The organism is Bradyrhizobium sp. CCBAU 11386 (assembly GCF_028128955.1).
Taxonomy (GTDB): Bacteria; Pseudomonadota; Alphaproteobacteria; order Rhizobiales; family Xanthobacteraceae; genus Bradyrhizobium.
The window spans coordinates 95,460-114,159 of the sequence record NZ_LBKA01000252.1 but is presented as its reverse complement, the minus strand read 5'-3'; the positions used below and the strand labels follow the sequence as shown (position 1 = coordinate 114,159).

15 protein-coding genes and 1 tRNA gene are annotated in these 18,700 nt (G+C 64.3%); 8 read left to right on the top strand and 8 right to left on the bottom strand.

Annotated features, from left to right (window positions below; translation table 11 throughout):
- The first annotated feature begins 44 nt into the window (after positions 1 to 44).
- Entirely contained in the window at positions 45 to 935 is an 891-nt protein-coding gene (fdhD, locus tag XI09_RS34245) for a formate dehydrogenase accessory sulfurtransferase FdhD (RefSeq protein WP_167771373.1), read from the top strand.
- Entirely contained in the window at positions 916 to 1,560 is a 645-nt protein-coding gene (gene mobA, locus XI09_RS34240) for a molybdenum cofactor guanylyltransferase MobA (protein WP_271570797.1), read from the top strand. The genes fdhD and mobA overlap by 20 nt, the downstream gene beginning before the upstream one ends.
- A gap of 285 nt (positions 1,561 to 1,845) precedes the next feature.
- Here the strand turns inward: mobA and XI09_RS34235 are convergent, their stop codons facing one another.
- From XI09_RS34235 to XI09_RS34220, 4 genes are read right to left on the bottom strand one after another with little or no spacing between them, the layout of a single operon-like run.
- Entirely contained in the window at positions 1,846 to 2,973 is a 1,128-nt protein-coding gene (locus XI09_RS34235; protein WP_271570796.1) for an FAD-dependent monooxygenase, read from the bottom strand.
- A 56-nt stretch (positions 2,974 to 3,029) separates the two neighbouring features.
- The gene (locus tag XI09_RS34230) at positions 3,030 to 4,991 is read right to left on the bottom strand and encodes a molybdopterin biosynthesis protein (protein WP_271570795.1); all 1,962 of its coding nucleotides are present in this window, start codon (positions 4,989 to 4,991) and stop codon (positions 3,030 to 3,032) included.
- Between the two features lies 1 nt (position 4,992).
- Positions 4,993 to 6,099 (bottom strand): molybdopterin-binding protein, encoded by a 1,107-nt coding sequence (locus XI09_RS34225; protein ID WP_271570794.1) that lies wholly within the window; start codon positions 6,097 to 6,099, stop codon positions 4,993 to 4,995.
- 54 nt (positions 6,100 to 6,153) lie between these two features.
- Positions 6,154 to 6,987 carry a substrate-binding domain-containing protein gene (locus XI09_RS34220; RefSeq protein ID WP_271570793.1) on the bottom strand — a complete coding sequence of 278 codons (834 nt, stop codon included), beginning with the start codon at positions 6,985 to 6,987 and terminating at the stop codon, positions 6,154 to 6,156.
- 42 nt (positions 6,988 to 7,029) lie between these two features.
- Here XI09_RS34220 and XI09_RS34215 point away from each other — a divergent pair, with 42 nt between their 5' ends.
- The 3 genes from XI09_RS34215 to XI09_RS34205 all read left to right on the top strand — a co-directional run bounded on the left by XI09_RS34215 (position 7,030) and on the right by XI09_RS34205 (position 9,534).
- The gene (locus tag XI09_RS34215; protein ID WP_271570792.1) at positions 7,030 to 7,332 is read left to right on the top strand and encodes a hypothetical protein; all 303 of its coding nucleotides are present in this window, start codon (positions 7,030 to 7,032) and stop codon (positions 7,330 to 7,332) included.
- Complete coding sequence (locus XI09_RS34210; protein ID WP_271570791.1) at positions 7,310 to 8,203, top strand: helix-turn-helix transcriptional regulator; 894 nt, start codon at positions 7,310 to 7,312, stop codon at positions 8,201 to 8,203. Before XI09_RS34215 ends, XI09_RS34210 begins: the two co-directional genes overlap by 23 nt.
- Positions 8,204 to 8,301: 98 nt before the next feature.
- Complete coding sequence (locus tag XI09_RS34205) at positions 8,302 to 9,534, top strand: ABC transporter substrate-binding protein (protein WP_271570790.1); 1,233 nt, start codon at positions 8,302 to 8,304, stop codon at positions 9,532 to 9,534.
- A gap of 71 nt (positions 9,535 to 9,605) precedes the next feature.
- On the opposite strand, the gene XI09_RS34200 is transcribed toward XI09_RS34205, so the two are convergent.
- On the bottom strand, positions 9,606 to 10,568 hold the full coding sequence (locus tag XI09_RS34200) for a TAXI family TRAP transporter solute-binding subunit (protein ID WP_271570789.1): 963 nt from the start codon (positions 10,566 to 10,568) through the stop codon (positions 9,606 to 9,608).
- A 106-nt stretch (positions 10,569 to 10,674) separates the two neighbouring features.
- On the opposite strand from XI09_RS34200, the gene XI09_RS34195 reads away from it, so the two are divergent.
- Entirely contained in the window at positions 10,675 to 11,649 is a 975-nt protein-coding gene (locus XI09_RS34195) for a Bug family tripartite tricarboxylate transporter substrate binding protein (RefSeq protein WP_271570788.1), read from the top strand.
- A gap of 419 nt (positions 11,650 to 12,068) precedes the next feature.
- Positions 12,069 to 12,144, top strand: a tRNA-Ile gene (locus tag XI09_RS34190).
- A gap of 397 nt (positions 12,145 to 12,541) precedes the next feature.
- On the opposite strand, the gene XI09_RS34185 is transcribed toward XI09_RS34190, so the two are convergent.
- The 3 genes from XI09_RS34185 to XI09_RS34175 form a co-directional block, all read right to left on the bottom strand.
- Complete coding sequence (locus XI09_RS34185) at positions 12,542 to 13,519, bottom strand: ABC transporter substrate-binding protein (protein WP_271570787.1); 978 nt, start codon at positions 13,517 to 13,519, stop codon at positions 12,542 to 12,544.
- Between the two features lie 595 nt (positions 13,520 to 14,114).
- Complete coding sequence (locus XI09_RS34180) at positions 14,115 to 15,905, bottom strand: adenylate/guanylate cyclase domain-containing protein (protein ID WP_271570786.1); 1,791 nt, start codon at positions 15,903 to 15,905, stop codon at positions 14,115 to 14,117.
- 700 nt (positions 15,906 to 16,605) lie between these two features.
- Entirely contained in the window at positions 16,606 to 17,544 is a 939-nt protein-coding gene (locus XI09_RS34175; RefSeq protein ID WP_271570785.1) for a LysR family transcriptional regulator, read from the bottom strand.
- A 116-nt stretch (positions 17,545 to 17,660) separates the two neighbouring features.
- Between XI09_RS34175 and XI09_RS34170 the strand changes: the two genes are divergently transcribed.
- Positions 17,661 to 18,647 (top strand): Bug family tripartite tricarboxylate transporter substrate binding protein, encoded by a 987-nt coding sequence (locus XI09_RS34170; protein WP_271570784.1) that lies wholly within the window; start codon positions 17,661 to 17,663, stop codon positions 18,645 to 18,647.
- Positions 18,648 to 18,700 lie beyond the last annotated feature (53 nt).

Here is an 18,700-nt window from a genome sequence, read left to right as displayed (position 1 = left end):
TGCTTATATCGGCTTGACCCGAATGTCATGCTAACGTCGTGGCCATGATGAAGATCGACAAAGCCCCGGTGCCCCTGATCGTCCCCAACCCGGATGACCCGCGCCTGACCCAGAGCGTGACCGGGACCGACCAGACCGGCGCCAAAGTCGAGATCAAGGTGCCGATGGAGCGGCCGCTGACGCTCTACCTGAACTCCCAGGAGATCGTCACCATGATGACGATCGGCGACTATCCGGAGTATCTGGCGCTGGGCTATCTGCTCAACCAGAACATGCTGAAATATAATGACGCGGTCACCGAGGTCGAATACGACGACGATCTCCAGGTGGTCGTCGTACGCACCGAGCACAACACCAATTTCGAGGCCAAGCTGAAGAAGCGCACGCAGACCTCGGGCTGCGCGCAGGGCACCGCCTTCGGCGATCTGCTGGAAGCGGTCGAGAGCGTCGCGCTGCCGAAGGCGGAGCTGCGCACCTCCTGGCTCTACCAGATGACGCAGACCATCAACACCATGCCGTCGCTGTATCTGGAGGCGGGTGCGATCCATGGCTGCGTGCTCTGCAAGGAGGGCGAGCCGCTCTGCTACACCGAGGACGTCGGCCGCCACAACGCCGTCGACAAGATCGCGGGCTGGATGTACCGCCACGGCGTCGATGCCGGCGACAAGATCCTCTACACCACGGGCCGTCTCACCTCGGAGATGGTGATCAAGACGGTGCGCATGGGCATTCCGATCCTGGTGTCGCGCTCCGGCTTCACCGCCTGGGGCGTCGATCTCGCAAGACAGGTGGGCCTGACGCTGGTCGGCCGCACCCGCGGCAAACGCTTCATCGCGCTCGCGGGCGAGGAACGCATCGTCTACGACCAGAACCTCGCTTACGTCGAGGAAGAGTCGGCCAAGCACAAGCGCAAGGGTGAAGGTGGTGACGACTGAAATTCCGGCAACGCAAGGCGTGCTGCTCGCCGGCGGTCTCGCGCGACGCATGGGCGGCGGCGACAAGCCGATGCGCACCATCGGCGGACGCACCATCCTGGAGCGCGTGATCGCACGCCTTTCGCCCCAGTGCAGCGGTCTGGTCCTCAACGCCAACGGCGATCCCGCGCGTTTCGCCGCATTCGGTTTGCAGGTGATCGCCGACGACGTACCCGGCTTTCCCGGCCCGCTCGCCGGCATCCTCGCCGCGCTCGACTGGACCGCGGCGAACCGGCCGGAGATTGCATGGGTGCTCAGCGCCGCCGGTGACTGCCCATTCCTGCCGCGCGATCTCGTCGCGCGCCTGCATGAAGCCCGTGAGCGGGAGAGCGCGCAGCTCGCGGTCGCCGCATCAAGCGACCAGTCGCATCCGGTGATCGGGCTGTGGCGCGTTGCCTTGCGCGACGAACTGCGCCACGCGCTGGTCGTCGAGGACCTGCGCAAGATCGACCGCTGGACCGCACGCTATCCGCTCGCGACGGTGACGTGGCCGGCCGAGCCGCTCGATCCGTTCTTCAACGCCAACACGGTCGAGGACATCGCCGAGGCCGAGCGGCTCGCGGCGCTGGATGAGGCGTCTCAGTAAAGCTGCGATCTTGGAAATTCGTTCAGGAGCTGCGCCCAGATAATCGCGAAGGCGATGAGGCCGCAGAGACCGACGAGGGTGGTAAATCGCGGCAGTCTTACCTCGCCCCGCTTGCGGGGAGAGGTCGGATTGCATCGAAGATGCAATCCGGGTGAGGGGGACTCTCCGCGAGTCCAACTCTCACCGCCCCCGCGGAGAGTCCCCCTCACCCCAGCCCTCTCCCCGCAAGCGGGGCGAGGGAGCGCAGCTTCGCCGCGCAGCATGCACTCGCTGCGAGCAGGCGGCTCAGGCCGCCAGCGGCACCGACCAGGCGTCGTAGCCGTAGACCCAGCTCGTATCGGTCCTCTCCCTCAGCCAGATGTTGGCGCGCGAGGTCTCCTGCACGCGCGTCGTGCGCTCCTTGCGCGTCGCCTCGAAGCGGCGGAATGCGCCTGCAACACCGTCGCGGTCGACGCCATCGAGGCAGCGCGAGAGCACGGCGGCGTCCTCGATCGCCATCGCCGCGCCCTGCGCCATGTAGGGCGTCATCGGATGGCAGGCATCGCCGAGCAGCGTCACCTTGCCGTCGGCCCAGCGCTCGAGCGCCTCGCGATCCATGATCGCCCATTTGTGCTCGGGGCACGCCGCGAGCACCTGCCCGACCTGCGGACGAAAGCCTTCGAACGAGGCGCGCAGATCGCGCACGTCGCCCTTCGCCGACCAGGACTCGATGCGAAAGTCCGGCTCGGGCTGGCTGGTGACGAGATAGACTTCGCTGCGATCAGGCTTGACGTAATAGATCACGATGTGGCGGTCCTCGCCCCACCATTTGGTGCAGTCGTCGATCGTCTCAGCGCCGAGCAGCGCGGCCGGATAGGTGGTGCGGTAGGCGATGCGGCCGGTGAACTCGACCGGTGCGGTGTCGAACAGGATGTCGCGCACTGCCGAATGAACGCCGTCCGCGCCGACCACGGCATCGGCAACGGCGCTGGTGCCATTCGCAAAAGTTAGCCGGCCCCCCTCGCCGGCCTCGTCGAGACCGACCAGCTTTTGGTTGAGCTTCACGAACTGGTTCGGCACCACGCTCGCCAGCGCCGCATGCAGATCGCCGCGATGCGCGAGCAGATAAGGCGCGCCGAACTTCTCTTCCGCGCTCTCGCCGAAGATCATGTCGAACTTGATGTCGCCGCTCTTCCAGTCGCGGTTGTTCCAGGAGCGCGGATAGAACGCGTGCTCGCGCATCCGCGCCTCCAGCCCCAGCGCGCGTAACACCTTCATGGCGTTGCAGCCGATCTGGATGCCCGCGCCAATGCGGGCGAATTGGGAGGCCTGCTCGTAGAACATGACATCGATGCCGACGCGCCGCAGCGCCGCAGCGGTCGCAAGCCCGCCCATGCCGGCACCGACGATCGCAACTGAAAGCGGCCTTGCCATGGCGCCCCCCACCCTGTCCGTCGCGCAGCTTGAAACGCCGCGTCGTCGTCTATCGTCTAGGCGGGCCTAAAGCCCGCTCGCTCCAGTGCCGCACGTGCCTCGTTCGAGCCGAGGGCGTCGAGAAAGGCCTGCACCGCCGGTCGCTGCTTGCGCGCCGTCACCAATGCGAAGTCATAATGCTCTTCCGCGAGCGGAATGAAACCGAGGCCGACCGCGTGGGCGACCGGCGCAATGGTCATGCCCCAGTCGGCGCGGTGCTGCGCGACGGCGGCGGCAACGGCGTTGTGCGAGCGCGGCTGGTTCCAATAGCCTTCCGGGCGCGCACCGCCGAGCAGCCGGTCGATCAGGATACGCGTGCCGGCGCCCTGGTTGCGGTTGACCATGATGCAGGCGGGGTCCGTGAGCGCGGCCGCAACGGCGTGCTTTGCGCTGAGGCCCTCGAAGCGCTTGTCGCCCTTGCGAAACACGATGCCCTGCATCCGCCGCCAGCCCGTCACGAGTTCGAGCCCTCCGACCAGGTAAGGCGTATTGTAAGTCTCGGTTCTGTCGTCGAACAGATGGATCGGCGCGAGATCGCACTCGCCCCGTTTCGCCGCCGCAAGCCCGCCGAGGCTGCCGACCGCGATCGAGCGCACGGTGAGGCCCGCATGCGCGAGCTGTGCGGTGACGAGGTCGAGGCCGGTGCAATGACTGCCGACGATGACGAGATCGGGCACCCGCACATGCGGCGTGAACAGCGTCACCTCGGCCTCGGTCCCCGCGGGCATCTGGTCGGCGAGCGCATCGATGCGCAAAAAGCCGTCGGCCTGCGCGAAGGAAGTGATCGCACCGGAGCCCTTGCCGGAGGGATAGGCGATCAAGCCGTCCCTGCCCTCGACCAGCGAGACCATGACGAATTCGGTGCGGCCGAGCTCCGAGGCGATGCGCACCGGCACGGTCGCGCTGACCTTGGCATCGGAGCGCGGCGGCAGGCCGGCCATCCTGCGCAGCACCGGCACGATCATGTCATGGAAGGTGAACATCGCCGAGGTCGGAAAACCCGGCAGGATCACCACCGGCTTGCCGTCGCAGACCGCGAGGCACAGCGGCTTGCCGGGCTTGAGCGCAACGCCATGCGCGACGATGCCGGGCTGGCCGAGCCGGCTGATGATGCGATGGGACAGGTCGCCCGCGCCTTTCGACGTGCCGCCGGACAACACCAGCATGTCGGCGTCCGCCAGCGCGCGACGCATGGCGGATTCGAGCTTCGCTTCGTCGTCGGGAATGGCGCCAAGGAAGATTGCCTCGCCGCCATTCTCGTCGATCGCAGCCGCGACGATCGCGCCGTTGGTGTCGTAGATCTCGGCGGGCGCGAGCATTCCGCCGGGCTGAACCAGCTCGTCGCCGGTCGAGATCACCGCGACCCGCGGCTTGCGCGCGACGGCCACCTCGGCGATGCCGCAGGCCGCCAGCATGCCGATCTCGCGTGAGCCGATGGTCGTGCCGGCGCGCAGCAGCGCTTCGCCGCGCGCGATGTCGGAGCCCGCATAGGAGACGAACTGCCCGGGAGATGCGGCACGGCGGACATCGATCGCATCCGGGCCGGCCGGCTGGGTGTGCTCGACCATGACGACGGCGTCGGCGCCGCGCGGCAGCGGGCCGCCGGTGGCGATCGGCGTTGCGGTGCCCGTGGCGACGTGCAGCCTCGGCACGGTGCCGCAATGGATGGTCTCGCCGTTCAACGCAAGGCGAACAGGAGCACCTTCGCCCGCCGCAGCGAGGTCCGCCGAGCGGACGGCAAAGCCGTCGACGTTGGAACGGTCGAACGGCGGGACGTCGATCGGTGCCGTGACATCTTCGGCGAGCGCTGTGCCGAGCGTATCGGCAAGCTTGCGCATTTCGCTCGGAATCGCGCGGGGAAACAGCGCCGCCTCGAAACGTGCCATCGCCTCCTCGCGCGAGAGGATCTTGAGGAACTGCTCCTGTTCGAGCGCGCTGCGGTCTTGCGATTGCGGGATCATCGTCATGCCGGAACCCATATCACTCCCGCATCAGATAGGCATCGACGGGTGCGCCCGCTGCAAATCCCTCGTGGCTGGCAGGAATGATCAGCCATGCATCCGCACCGGCAATGGCCTGGAACGGCCACTCTCCCACCGCAAGCGGCATCCAGGCATGATGTTCCTCGGCCAGCAGTGCGATTTCGGCAATGCCGACACTGGATGCGATTTTTCGCGCGAGCGGCAGGGCTACCTGTCGGCGGGGCCGGCGCGCCGACAAACGATCGACGAGTGGAAGCACCATCGCGAACCAGGCTGCGAGCGCATGGTCCGGCGAGCCGGGCAAGGCGACGACGGGAACTTTGCCAAGCCGCCCGATCGCGGCGGTGCGGCCGGGCTCAAGCGCAATGCCATGGGCGATCATGACACCACGCCGGGCCAGCGCCATGACGGCGGCATCGCGGCGGCCGACGCCGCTGCCGCCGACAATCAGCAGCAGGTCGCAGGAGGAAGCATCGAGCACTTCGGCAATCGATGCGTCATCGCGCGCGGCGGCCTCAAGCGCCTTCACATCCAGTCCCGCGGCGCGCGCGATCCCGGCAATCATATGCGCTGTCGTCGTCGCGTCCGGTACATTGACGATCCGCAGCCGCGGCCGCCGCACGCTCAGCCTGTCCACCGCAGCGACCCCTGCGAGCATCAACGCGGCCGGACCGACCGGATATCCTTCTGCGCCGGCGAGCGTGCGAACGGCGATGTCGCTTCCGGCGCGGCGGACGCCCTGCCCCGGCACGCCCTCCGCCAGCACCTGCGCAAGCGGACCAGATATCTCGACGGCGTCGGCATCGAGCACACAGTCGCATCCGGCCGGCATCGCGTCGCCGGCCTCGACCCAGGCCGGCGCCGTCGCCAGAGGCGATGGCGAGTAGGCGGACGCGCCGACGAGATCATTGGCGCGCAACGCCCACCCGTCTGTGCCGGCAATGTCGTGCGGCGGATAGGCCGCAAGCAGCGGGGCGTCCGCCGCGATACAGCCGATCGCTTCAGTCAGCGGCAACGCGACAGGTGCGATCGGTCCAACGCCTCGCAGCAACGCGGCAAGCGCGGTATCGAGCGGCGTCAGCGATGGCGGCAGGCGCTGGGTCATGCGCCATGATGGACCATGCATCGCTCGGTTTGGCAACCGCCGCAGATGCGGATGTCAGCCGGCCGACTTGTCCGCATTCGGAAAGAACAGCTGCTGCCCGTCGACCCTGTAGCCGGCGATCGCCGCCTGCCCGTCCGGCGAGATCAGCCAGTCGATGAAGGTCTGCCCCAGCTCCTTCTTCACGCCCGGAAACTTCTCGGGGTTGACCAGCATCACGCCGTATTGGTTGAGCAGCCGCTTGTCGCCTTCGACGATGACGTCGAGATCGCCGCGCTCCCTGAAAGCGATCCAGCTGCCGCGATCCGACAGCACATAGGCATTTGCGACACGCGCAGCTTCGAACGCCGCGCCCACGCCCTCTTTGGCCTCGCGATACCAGGCGCCCTTGGCGGCGGCGATGTCGATGCCGGCGACGATCCAGAGCGCGAGCTCCGCGGCGTGCGTGCCGGAGCGATCGCCGCGCGTCACGAACGGCGCGCCCTTGGCCTCGATCGCCTTGAGCGCGGTCGCGATGTCCTTGCCCTTCACGCCGGCAGGATCGCTCTTCGGCCCGATCAGCACGTAGTCGTTGTACATCACGTCAAAGCGCTTCACGGCAAAACCGTCGGCGACGAACTTTTCCTCCTGCGGCCGTGCGTGCATCAGCACGACGTCGACTTCGCCCCTTCGCGCGCCGTCGAGCACTTCATCGGCACGCCGCGCGATCACCGTCACCTCGATGCCGGTCTTCTCGCGGAAGATCGGCAGCAGATGATCGAGCAGGCCCGAATCCTGCGTCGCTGTGGTCGAGGCCAGGACGATCGCGCGGTCCTCCGCGAACGACGCTGCGATGCCCGCGGTCAGGCCGCAGAGAAGCGCGAGTGCAACGGACAGGCGGCGAAAGGCCATGAGCTGGTTCCCATTGGATACGGCCATGATCATGAGGATCGATTGCGCCGCACTCGTGACGCAATTGCCCCCGCGCGCTCCCATTCGGGAAATTTCGGCAATGCACCGAGCGGCGCCGATTGCAATCGCGAGCGCGACAGCCGCAAGGCCCCGCACCACGTGAGCGCATCAGGATCGTTCACCAAAGCGGAAGACGCGACGGCGGACGTGTTGCAAAGCAACGAGATGATCGGGCATGGTTCCCGCGGACCCAAAATGAACTGCAGAATTCCACCTGCGACGAAAGTCCAAAAAGAAGCAAGAATTTGCATAGGAATGCAGGATGGAATTCCTGACGACCAGTGAAGCCGCCGACTATCTCCGACTTGGCGAACGCAAGCTCTACGAACTCGTCACCACCGGCGCGATCCCCTGTAGCAAGGTGACCGGGAAGTGGCTCTTCCCGCGGCACGAGCTCGATCTCTGGGTGCTGTCCGGACTGGCGCGCCCTGCGGGCATGCTGGCCACGGAGCCGCCGCCCGTCATGGGCGGCAGCCAGGACGAATTGCTGGATTGGAGCCTGCGCGAATCCGGCTCCGGTTTGGGGTCGATGAGCGAGGGAAGCGCGCGCGGGCTCGAGCGCCTCCAGCGCGACGAGGTGACGGCTGTCGCCGTGCACTTCCACAGCCTGGACGCCGCCGGCAACCTTGCCTCCGACGCCAATGTGACGGCGCTGCGGGACGCGCCGGACCTGCATGACGCGCTGCTGGTCGCATTCGCGCGCCGCGAGCAGGGTCTCGTGCTGCCGCCGGGCAATCCGAAGCGATTGCGCGGTCTCGCCGACGTGCTCGCGCTCGGCGTCAGGATGGCGATGCGACAACAGGGCACAGGCGCGCAGATGCTGCTCGACGTGCTCCTGAAGCGCGCGGACGCCACCACCCGCGACTTACGCCGGGTGGAGACGCCGGCCCTGACCGGGCCGGATCTCGCCGAAATGGTCCGCGCCGGCCAGGCCGATTGCGGCGTGGCGACACGCGCGGCGGCGCGCTCGGCCGGCCTCGATTTCGTGCCGCTGGTCTGGGAGAATTTCGACCTCGCGATGCGGCAGCGCAGCTATTTCCGCCCCACCATGCAGGCCCTGATCCGGTTCCTGAGCGAACGGCGGCTGCGCCAGCGCGCCGAGGAGCTGACCGGCTACGACCCCTCGCCGGCGGGGCAGATCCGCTTCGCGGCCTGACGTTGACGCCCGCCCCCAAATAGTTGCAAAAGAAACCAATTCAGCCGGGCATACCCGGGGCAACACCGGCCAACGAGCCGGATCAGGGGAGGACAAGCGTGAATCCAGCAAGATTTGGACTGCCGGTCGCGGCCGTCTTTGTAGCGATGCTCTTGGCGGCAGCGGCGTTGCTGCCGAGCGCGGCGTCGGCGCAGGTTTCCGACAACGTCGTCAAGATCGGCGTGCTCACCGACATGAACGGTCCCGCCTCCGCGCCAACCGGCCAGGGCTCGGTGACGGCGGCGCAGATGGCGATCGACGATTTCGGCGGCACCGTGCTCGGCAAGCCGATCAGCATCGTGATCGGCGACCACCAGCTCAAGGCCGACATCGGCGGCGCCATCGCGCGGCGCTGGTACGACGTCGACCAGGTCGATTTGATCGTCGACGTGCCGGTCTCGGCGGTCGGGCTCGCGGTGCAGAACATCGCCAACGAGAAGAAGCGGCTGTTCATCACCCACTCCACCGGCACCGCCGATTTCCACGGCAAGTTCTGCTCGCCTTACGCGATCCAGTGGGTGTTCGACACCCGCGCGCTCGCGGTCGGCACGGCGGATGCGGTGGTCAAGCGCGGCGGCGACAGCTGGTTCTTCATCACCGACGACTACGCCTTCGGCCATTCGCTGGAGCGCGATGCCTCCAGCGTCGTCACCGCCAATGGCGGCAAGGTGCTCGGCTCGGTGAAGCCGCCGCTGGCAACGCCCGATCTCTCATCCTTCGTGCTCCAGGCGCAGGCTTCCAAGGCCAAGATCATCGGCATTGCGGCAGGTCCGCCGAACAACATGAACGAGATCAAGACCGGCTCGGAGTTCGGCGTGTTCAAGGGCGGACAGCAGATGGCGGCGCTGCTGGCGCTGATCACCGACATCCACGGCCTCGGCCTGCAGGCCGCCCAAGGCCTGCTGCTGACCACCTCGTTCTACTGGGACATGGACGACAAGACGCGCGAATGGTCGAAGCGCTATTTCGCCAAGATGAAGAAGATGCCGTCGATGTGGCAGGCCGGCGTCTATTCGAGCGTGATGCACTATCTCAACGCCATCAAGGAGACCGGCACCGACGATCCGCTGAAGGTCGCGGCGAAGATGCGGGAAAAGCCGATCGAGGATTTTTTCGCCCGCAACGGCAGACTGCGCGAGGACAATCTGATGGTGCACGACCTCTGGCTGGTGCAGGTGAAGACGCCGGAGGAAAGCAAATATCCGTGGGACTATTACAAGATCCTCACGACCATCTCGGGCGACAAGGCCTTCGGGCCGCCGGACCCGGCGTGTGCGATGGCGAAGAAGTGAGATTGGCGAGTGGCGAATAGGGAGTGGCGAATCGAGAACAACTCCATTCGCTATTCGCCACTCGCCATTCGCTACTTAACTACCCCAACCTCGCGAAAGTACCTCATCACCCCCGGATGAATCAGCTCCGGCTTCGGTGCCGCCGCGACGGTGTTCGCCGCGGTCGTCTCGCAGGCCTGCGCGAGCTTCTTGCAGAACGTCGCCTCGGCACCGTGCAGCGTCTTTGCCAGCCGGTAGGCGACATCATCGGGCAGGTCTTCGCGTGTGAGCACAAAGCTCCACGAACCGAGCGAGGCGATCGACTCCGTCTGCTTCGGGTAGGAGCCGGCCGGCACGGTCAGCGGCTTCAGGAACGAATGCTTGGCGCGAATGCGCGTGATCTCTTCCGGGCTCGGCGCGATGAAGCGCGCGCCTGACGCGCTCGATGCGACCGCGGCAAAGCCGGGCCAGCCGATGCCGGCGCCCCACAGCGCCGCGACGCGTCCGTCCTCGACCATCGCGGGACCATCGCCGGCGCGGTCGAGATAGACGGCCTTGAAGTCCTCGTCCTGCCTCAACCCGAGGCCATCGAGCACATAGCGCGCCAGGATCGGCAGGCCCGAGCCCTTGGCGCCGAACGCCACCGGCTGGCCAACGAGATCGCGAATCATCTTGTACGGACTGTCCGCGCGCACCACGAACATGCCAGGATTGGAATAGATCGCGGTGAGGATCTTCAAGCGCACTGGCGCACGGCCGATGCCGGCGAAGGCCTCATAGGCCGGCTCGCCCGCGACCAAAGCGAGATCGAGCTCGCCCTTCTCCAGCAGCGGGATGTTCTCGTTGCTGCCCTTGGTGTTGCGCGGGGCGATGGTGATTTGCGGATCGGCCGCGTTCATCACCTCCGCGAAGGCGTTGCCATAGAGCGGGAAGCCGCCGCCGGGCGTCGCGGTGCCCAGGCTGAGTGTCGTGGTCGGAATGGCCGTGCCTCCGGTTTGAGCAGCGGCGGGGCTTAAGAGCAGCGCCGCGGCGAGAAGGATGATCGCGAATCTCATGGTCGTTCCCGGCGGACCTGCGTCAACACCGACTTGCGACGATGTAGGCAGCGGCCCGATTTTGTGAAAGCATGGGCACAACGACAATAATGCAATGGGAGGCGTCATGTTGCGAATTTTGCGTAACAGTGTTTTCGGGCTCGCAGTTCTTTTAGGTCTTTTCAGCGCCACACCTCCCGCCTCCGCCGCCTATCCCGACCGCCCCGTGCACTGGATGATCGGCTTTGCCGCCGGCGGCCCGGTCGACATCGTGGCGCGGATCATGGCGCAGTGGCTGTCGGACCGTCTCGGCCAGCAATTCATCGTCGAGAACCGAACCGGCTCCGGCGGCAACATCGCGGCCGCCGCCGCGATCAACGCAGCCCCCGACGGATACACGCTGCTGTTCGTCGCGCCCAACAACGCGATCTCGACTTCGCTCTACAAGAAGCTGCCGTTCGACTTCCTGCGCGACACCGTGCCGGTCGCGAGCATCATGCAGCTCACCAACATGCTGGTCGTCTCCAACGCGATGCCGGTGAAGACGGTTCAGGAGTTCATCGACTACTGCAAGGCCAATCCCGGAAAGGTCTCCTTTGCCTCGTCCGGCAACGGCACCTCGGTGCACATGTCGGCGGAGTTGTTCAAGGTGATGACCAAGTGCGACATGGTGCACGTGCCCTATCGCGGCTCGGCGATCGCCTTCCCCGACATCATCTCCAACAAGGTGCAGCTGATCTTCGACAACCTGCCGTCCGCGCTGGAGCAGGCGAAGGGCGGCAATGTCCGCGCGCTCGGCGTGACCTCGCCGCAGCGCTGGCCGATCGTGCCCGACGTGCCCGCGATCGCCGAGACCGTGCCGGGCTTCGAGTCAGTCGGCTTCTACGGCATCTCCGCGCCGAAGGGCACGCCGGGCGAGGTGGTCGAGATCCTCAACAAGGCCGTCGGCGAAGCGCTGAAGGACCCGAAGCTGGTGGCCCGCCTCGCCGAGACCGGCGGCATCCCCAAGCCGATGACGCCCGTCGAGTTCGGCAAGCTGGTCGCGGACGAGACCGAGAAGTGGCGCAAGGTGGTGGAGTTCGCCGGGGTCTCGGTGGACTAGGCAGCGGCCCCGCGAGGGGCCGTCGCCCGCCGGCAGGACGTTTGAGGGGGCCGACAGGCCCTCTTGCAACAAAAGTTGCGAAAACAACCCCATGCACAGTAGAAGACGTGAGCAATCACAGCGGGTTAGGGAAGCGAAAAGACAGGCATCGGCTGGATGATCGCGGGGCCATTTGACTCGTCGGGCAAAACAGTGGCAAAATGCGACTATTCCGAATCCAGCAATCAGCCGATGCGCAACGCTTGCCGCGCAGCCCCGGCGTTCCGCCTCGATCAGGGCCCTTTGTTTGACGCGTTTTCCCCGACGCGGACCGGCGGCCACTTCGCTTGAAAACGCTTGAGGATTGCACCCTCGCCTCCAGCCTTGTAAACGAACCGCGCACCGTTGCCGGCCGCTGCCAAAGCGGCCGTCTCGCGGCGGGGCCTGTAGCTCAATGGTTAGAGCCGGCCGCTCATAACGGTCTGGTTGCAGGTTCGAGTCCTGCCGGGCCCACCAATGAAATCAGTGGTGACTTGTCGATTTTGATTTTTTTGCGCCACCAGAAATTCCTACAGGATTGCGGAGATCACGGATGATCTTGTCGATAATATTCAAGTCCTTTCAAAGATCGGTTTAGTGAGTTGACCGTGCGCGACGGCCTGCTTGCAGGTCTTGCCGACAACGCAAAGTCAGCACGCACGATGTCTGCTTCTGTTCTATGATCGGACATTCGTTGGTGACGTCCGTAGTTCCGAAATTGGCCAAAATCGACTGTGAGCATGCACAGCAAAGAGAGTACTTATTCGATCAACTCGTCAGCGCGGGCGATCAGCCTCGGCAGCGGTGGCGGCGGCGGACACCGCGATCAGCCACGCCACGGCCGCGCCGACCCCCGCAATAAACGTCCGCCGCCTCATTCGACTACCTCGTCGGCGCGGGCGAGCAGCGAGACAGGGACGGTTATGCCAAGCGCCTTGGCGGTCCTGAGATTGACAATGAGCTCCACCTTTGTGGATTGCTGAACCGGCAGGTCGGCAGGCTTTGCGCCTGCAAGAACCCGACCGGTATAGATGCCCAACGAATGAAAATGTTCGACGACGCTGGCGCCGTAGCTCATCAGCCCGCCAAGGCGGGGAAAGACCCGGAATGACCCAACGACAGCCAACGCATTGCGCGCAGCAAGCGCGGCAATCTGTTCGCTCCGCGCGGCGAGATATGCATCGGCGCCGATGATGAGCGCATCGCCCCGGAGTTTTGCCAATTCTGCGAAGGCCCGGTCGATATCCTGCTCATTCGCTGCGCGGAGGACGTGAATCTCCAGTCCCATCATCTGCGCCGCCGCACGCGCTTCCTCAGACAAAGGATTCGCCAGCACCGTCTCCGGATTGACGAGCAGTCCGACCCGCTTCGCGCCCGGCATGATCTCGTGGAGTAATTCCAACCGCTTCTGCCCCAGTTCGAGGTTGAAATTCGTGACCCCTGTCATGTTGCCCGCGGGCCGATTGAGGCTGGGGACGATTCCATACGCCACCGGGTCAGCGCCGACCGCGAAGACGATCGGGATGGTAGTTGTCGCCGCCTTTGCAGCCTGCGCCGCTGGCACGCCGCCGCCTGCGACGATCGCTGCGACGTTCAACCTGACAAGATCGGATGCCATCTCGGACAATCCAGCGTAACCATTGCTCCAGCGGTACTCGATGGCGACGTTGCGGCCCTCATCGTAGCCGGCCTGGCTCAGTCCGCGGCGGAATGCCTGGATCGTCTCTGAATTTTTGCTCGGCAACCCGCTGCCGAGATACCCGATCACCGGCATGGCCTGCTGCCCGTACGCTGCGAACGGCCATCCGGCTGCCAAACCGGCGATTATCTGAATGAAATTTCGTCGTCTCATGCCCACCCCAAGCCCGCGCCCAAGGCAGCTTACCCGATAGCTGCGCACCCTGACAGGGCGGAGCTGGGTTGGAGCAGCATCCGATTAGAGACGAAAGCCATTTCACATTGGGGTCAATCGCTACCGAAATGGCTCGTCCTCGCCGAGTCCGCTTTTACCCCAATAGCAGCCTGAACAGACGAAACGCGGACCCGTCCGGTCGAGGCCTGTTGGAGGTTCGCGGCGGTCTTCTATGCCACCAGTTATCCGGCAGAAACCCCGTGAACAAACGCGCACGAACGTGAATGATCTTGATCGAGAAACGCTGATTTTGCTCGAATTTTCCGGCAGAGTCCCGCGCTCATAACGGTCTGGTTGCAGGTTCGAGTCCTGCCGGGCCCACCAATAAAATCAACAACTTACAACGGCGCATTTCCTTAGCGGCGTATGCCCACCAGAAACACTGCCTCTAAAGCGGTGCGCTTTCAGGTTGGTGGTAAGGTGCGGAACGTCGGCGCGACGCCCGCTTTCCACTCGAACTCGGACATTGCTCGATACAGTTAGCGTGTCTCAAAAGTGCCATTTGCTGACTCTGCATCCCGGTGTCGGCGCGCCCTCACTCTGGCAGCCCTGCTTCGCGCCATGCTTCGGCAAAGGCAGAGAACACCGCGGGTTCATGTCCCACGATGGCGGACACGCCGCGGACGGTGAAGGTCGGTTGGAGCGCGAGCACCTGCTGCGCTGCAGCTTTCGCCTCCTCGCCGCGTCCCAGCCGAACAAGCGCGGCCGCCAGATAGGCATGAGGAAAGCTGAAACGCGGCGTGGATTCGATTGCGCTCCGCGCCGCATCGGCTGCCTCCGCGTACCGCTCGGAATAGAAGTATGCGATCGCAAGAGCGCAGTTCGGCAGAAAATTCAAGGGATCGAACGGACTGAGCCGCAGCGCCCGCTGCGCCCGTTCGGTTGCTACCTCGGTCTTTCCCATCCAGGCGAGGGGCACGGAGCTGCAAGCAAGCGCAAAGATGTTGGAGTTGCTGAGCGCCAAGGCGCGGTCAAAGAGCTTAAGCGCCGCCACGTCGTCACGTTCGTCCATCCAGATGACGAACCCGGCCATCGCAAGCGTTGTCGCATCGTCGCAGCCATGCGATGTCGCCGCGCGAGCATGGTGAATGGCGGCCCTGCGATCCTCCTCGCGCAACCCTCCGCGAGCGAAGCGATGGTGGAAGCACCAGGCCAGAGCGGCCTGCGCGGTTGCGTAGCCGGGCTCGAGCTCGAGCGCTTTCTCCAGCAGCGGAATCGCTCCCGCCGCGTCCTGCGGCATCGGGGTATAAATGTTCGGCAGAGCCCGCAGGAAGAGATCATAAGCATCGAGGCTGTCGGGCCGCTGGCGCTTGACGCGCTCGATCTCGGCTCTCCTGAGGTTTGGCTCGATGGAGCCGACAACGCTCATAGTGATCTCGTCCTGCAGGGCGAAGATGTCGTCGAGCGATCGGTCATAGCGCTCGGCCCAGAGTTGAACTCCGGTCTCGGCCTCGATGAGCTGTCCGGTAATACGAACATGGCTCCCTGCCCGGCGCACGCCGCCCTCGAGCACATAGCGCACGCCGAGCTCGCGCCCGACCTGCTTCACGTCCACCGCCTTGCCCTTGTAGACGAAGCTCGAATTGCGGGCGACGACGAACAGCCACTTGATGCGCGAAAGCCCGGTGACGATGTCCTCGACCACGCCGTCCGCGAAATACTCCTGTTCGGGATCGCCGCTCATGTTGGTGAAGGGCAAGACAGCGATCGAGGGCATGTCCGGAAGGGCAAGCGCAGGCTTTCGCGCGCCAGCCTGCACGGCACCAGACGAACGGGCGCCTCCGGGGCCGTTCGCATTCCCAATGTCGATACGATACGCGCGTACCGGGCGCACGATATTCTTGAGGCCTTGCTCGCCGAGATCGACGAACTCCGCAGCGACTTTACCCCGAACTTGACGATAGACGTCCTCGGAGAGGCAGATTCCTCCGGGCTCGGCGATGCCTTCGAGGCGAGCGGCGATATTGACACCGTCGCCGAGCAAATCATCTCCCTCGACTACGACATCGCTGACATTGATTCCGATGCGGAAGTTCATCCAATTCTCTGGCGTCAGTTTGGCGTTCAGGGGAGCGATACCGCGCTGCACCGCGATCGCGCAGCGCACCGCGTTTACCGGGCTCGCGAATTCCACCAATATACCGTCGCCGGTTGTCTTCACGATGCGGCCGTGATGATTGTCGATCGCGGGATCGATTAGCTCGTGACGCAGCATCCCGAGCCGCGCCAGGGTGCCTTCCTCGTCAGCGCCGATCAATCGGCTGTACCCGGCCACATCGGCGGCCAGGATTGCAACAAGTTTTCTGTCAACGCGCTGCTCCACCACGGCTCGGTTCCCAGGGGTAGCGACTGCAGTCTACCACAAAGCCATGTCCGACATAGTGGACGGCAGATCAGCTCTGCTCCAACTGAAATGCGAGCCGACTACATCCTGAAGGCTGCTACGACGACGGCCTTCACGAAAATTCATGCCCACTAATCCCCCAGGGCCTGGCGTTGGATCCTGACGCCGCGTGCACAGCCATTTTCCGAGTTGCGTCAATCGCTACCGAAATGGCTTGTCCTCGCCGAGTCCGCTTTTACCCCCACAGCGGCTTGAACGAACGAAACGCGGACCCGTCCGGTCGAGGCCTGTTGGCGGTTCGCGGCGGTCTCATATGCCACCAATTATCCGCCAGAAACCCCGTGAACAAACCCGTACAAATGTGAATGATCTTGATCGGGAAGCGCTGATTTTGCCCGAACTTCCCGGTAGAGTGCTGCGCTCATAACGGTCTGGTTGCAGGTTCGAGTCCTGCCGGCCTACCATAATGAAATCAACGACTTATTACATCGAATTTTCGCTTCGTTGTCCTTTACACCACCAGAAATTCTGAGACCAACGTCAATGAACGTTGTCGAATTTGTACGAGTTTGCTCGAACAGGCCGTAAATCGTTTGGCCGTTCGTGACGGTGCGCTTGCAGGTTTCCAGTGCAGATCGGCCGGAGCGCAAATGAAAGATCGAGCTTGCCGTTTGCGTTGGTGCTACCGGCCCTTCGCCAACGGCTTTGCGACTTCGCGGACGCAGTCGACAAAGAACTGCGCCGCCGGGCTCAGCGTTCGGTTCTTCAAAGTAATAATCGCGTAAGGGAGCCGCCAGCGCGGTATCTGGACAGGAAGCACCTTGAGCAGCGTGCGCCCAGGGCTGAACCGCAGCACCGACGCCGGAACCATGGTGAGAAACCGGCCGGTTGCCAGCAGACTGTACCGCAAGTTGAGCGAGTGGCTGAATATCCTCACGCGCGGAAGCTCCAATCCGCAGCTGCGGAACGCCTCAAACGTAGGCGCGCCGGGTTCCACTTCGTGATGCGCCTGAATCCAGGGCTCGTCGACGAGCTGCGCAAGTGCAATCTTGCGGCGGCCAGCCCACTTGCTGCGCGGCCCTGCCACGACGAGAAGCTGCTCGCAAAACAGAGGCTCTGCCTCAAGGTCCGGATCGGGCTCCAACAACCGCGCGATGAGAAGCTCGCATTTGCGTTCGCGAACGAAACGAATACTAGGAGCGGCTGCGTCGACCAGCTCCATTTGGAACACGAGCCGTGGGTATTGCTGGGAAAGCCGATCAACAACGGCTGACACTAGGCCTGCCGCCATGACCTCGTTGCACCCGACGCGCAATTCACCGGCGCCAGGGTCGGCAAGAAACTTGATCTCCTCTACGCTCTGTTTCAGCTCATCGAAGACCGCGACACTGCGCTTGAGCAGCGCGCGACCATAGAGTGTCGGCTCGACGCCGTGCGAGGTCCGATCGAGCAGCCGCACCCCGAGCACGTGTTCGAGGTCGGCGATCGTTTTCGACACCACCGGGCGCGAGATGGCGAGCCGCTCGGCGGCTTTCGCCATGTTGCCCTGCTCGGCCACAGCCAGAAATACGTGCAGGTCGCGCGGCTTGAGGCGACGACCGATGCGGTCCGACCATTGCATGTTGTCCTCGTACCTAAAAGGCTAACTTGGTGACGAAAAATCGAACTTGTAGCTACTGCGAAAATGAACAAGGTTTCAATCCCAATTTGCAATGAACGAACAAGGCGCGGTGCACCATGATTTCCCGTCGTCGTTTTGTCACAGCATCAGCAAGCCTCGCCTGCGCACTTGTGGGCCTTGCACCGCAGGCGCGCGCGCAAATCATCGCGAGAACCGCTCGCATGCTCGTCGGTTTCCCGGCAGGCGGATCTGCCGATGTTGTCGCGAGGCTGCTTGGGGATCAGATCACGGCTTATGCCTCTTCCATGATCGTCGACAACAGACCTGGCGCAGGTGGCCGGACGGCACTGGATGCTTTGAAAGCCGGCGCCTCGGACGGTTCGGTCCTGGTCTTGACGCCAGGCGACCAAATCACTCTCTTCCCGCACGTGTACAAGAAGCTCGGCTATGACCCGATCCGGGATTTCGCTCCGGTCACGACTGTCTGCACCCTGCAGTTCCTGCTTACCATCGGCCCGTTGGTTCCGGTTCAAGTCAGGACCCTCGCCGATTTCGTCGAGTGGTGCCGAGCGAATCCGAAACTCGTCGCCTACGGCACGCCGGGTACAGGGTCGCGACCACATTTTCTCGGCGTCGCGCTGGCGCGTGCTGGCGGCTTTGAGTTTGTTCACGTGCCCTACAAGGGCGGGGCACCCGCGATACAGGACGTCCTTGGGGGGCAGATTCCAGCCGCTATCAATGTGATTTCTAACGCACTTCCTCATGTCCAGTCGGGAAGTCTTCGAGCGCTTGCGACGACTGCGCCGCAACGCAGTTCGTTGCTTCCCCAGGTGCCGACGATGAGGGAGGCAGGATACCCGGCGTTGGAAGCCGTCGAATGGTTCGGCGTCTTCGTGCCGGCAGCTACGCCACCGGAGATCGTGACGGCGCTCAACGGCGCTATCCATCACGCGCTCAAGAGTGACGCAATCATATCCGGCTTGGCGAAACAGTCTTTGGACATCGCGGGCTCGTCACCGAGCGACTTTGCCCAGCTTATTAGATCCGATACCGATCGTTGGGGCGAGATCGTGAAGTCTTCCGGGTTCAAGCCGATAGATTGAGGGACGGAATGCCGCCATTGTTCTTTGAATGCAGTGACGATCCGCGCAAACAG

Coding starts and splice junctions, on each gene's coding strand:
- XI09_RS34185 (WP_271570787.1), bottom strand. CDS start 13,519: ATGAGACGACGAAATTTCATTCAGATAATCGCCGGTTTGGCAGCCGGA.
- fdhD (WP_167771373.1), top strand. CDS start 45: ATGATGAAGATCGACAAAGCCCCGGTGCCCCTGATCGTCCCCAACCCG.
- XI09_RS34200 (WP_271570789.1), bottom strand. CDS start 10,568: ATGAGATTCGCGATCATCCTTCTCGCCGCGGCGCTGCTCTTAAGCCCC.
- XI09_RS34225 (WP_271570794.1), bottom strand. CDS start 6,099: ATGACCCAGCGCCTGCCGCCATCGCTGACGCCGCTCGATACCGCGCTT.
- XI09_RS34175 (WP_271570785.1), bottom strand. CDS start 17,544: ATGCAATGGTCGGACCGCATCGGTCGTCGCCTCAAGCCGCGCGACCTG.
- XI09_RS34195 (WP_271570788.1), top strand. CDS start 10,675: ATGTTGCGAATTTTGCGTAACAGTGTTTTCGGGCTCGCAGTTCTTTTA.
- XI09_RS34235 (WP_271570796.1), bottom strand. CDS start 2,973: ATGGCAAGGCCGCTTTCAGTTGCGATCGTCGGTGCCGGCATGGGCGGG.
- XI09_RS34220 (WP_271570793.1), bottom strand. CDS start 6,987: ATGGCCTTTCGCCGCCTGTCCGTTGCACTCGCGCTTCTCTGCGGCCTG.
- XI09_RS34170 (WP_271570784.1), top strand. CDS start 17,661: ATGATTTCCCGTCGTCGTTTTGTCACAGCATCAGCAAGCCTCGCCTGC.
- XI09_RS34230 (WP_271570795.1), bottom strand. CDS start 4,991: ATGGGTTCCGGCATGACGATGATCCCGCAATCGCAAGACCGCAGCGCG.
- XI09_RS34210 (WP_271570791.1), top strand. CDS start 7,310: ATGGAATTCCTGACGACCAGTGAAGCCGCCGACTATCTCCGACTTGGC.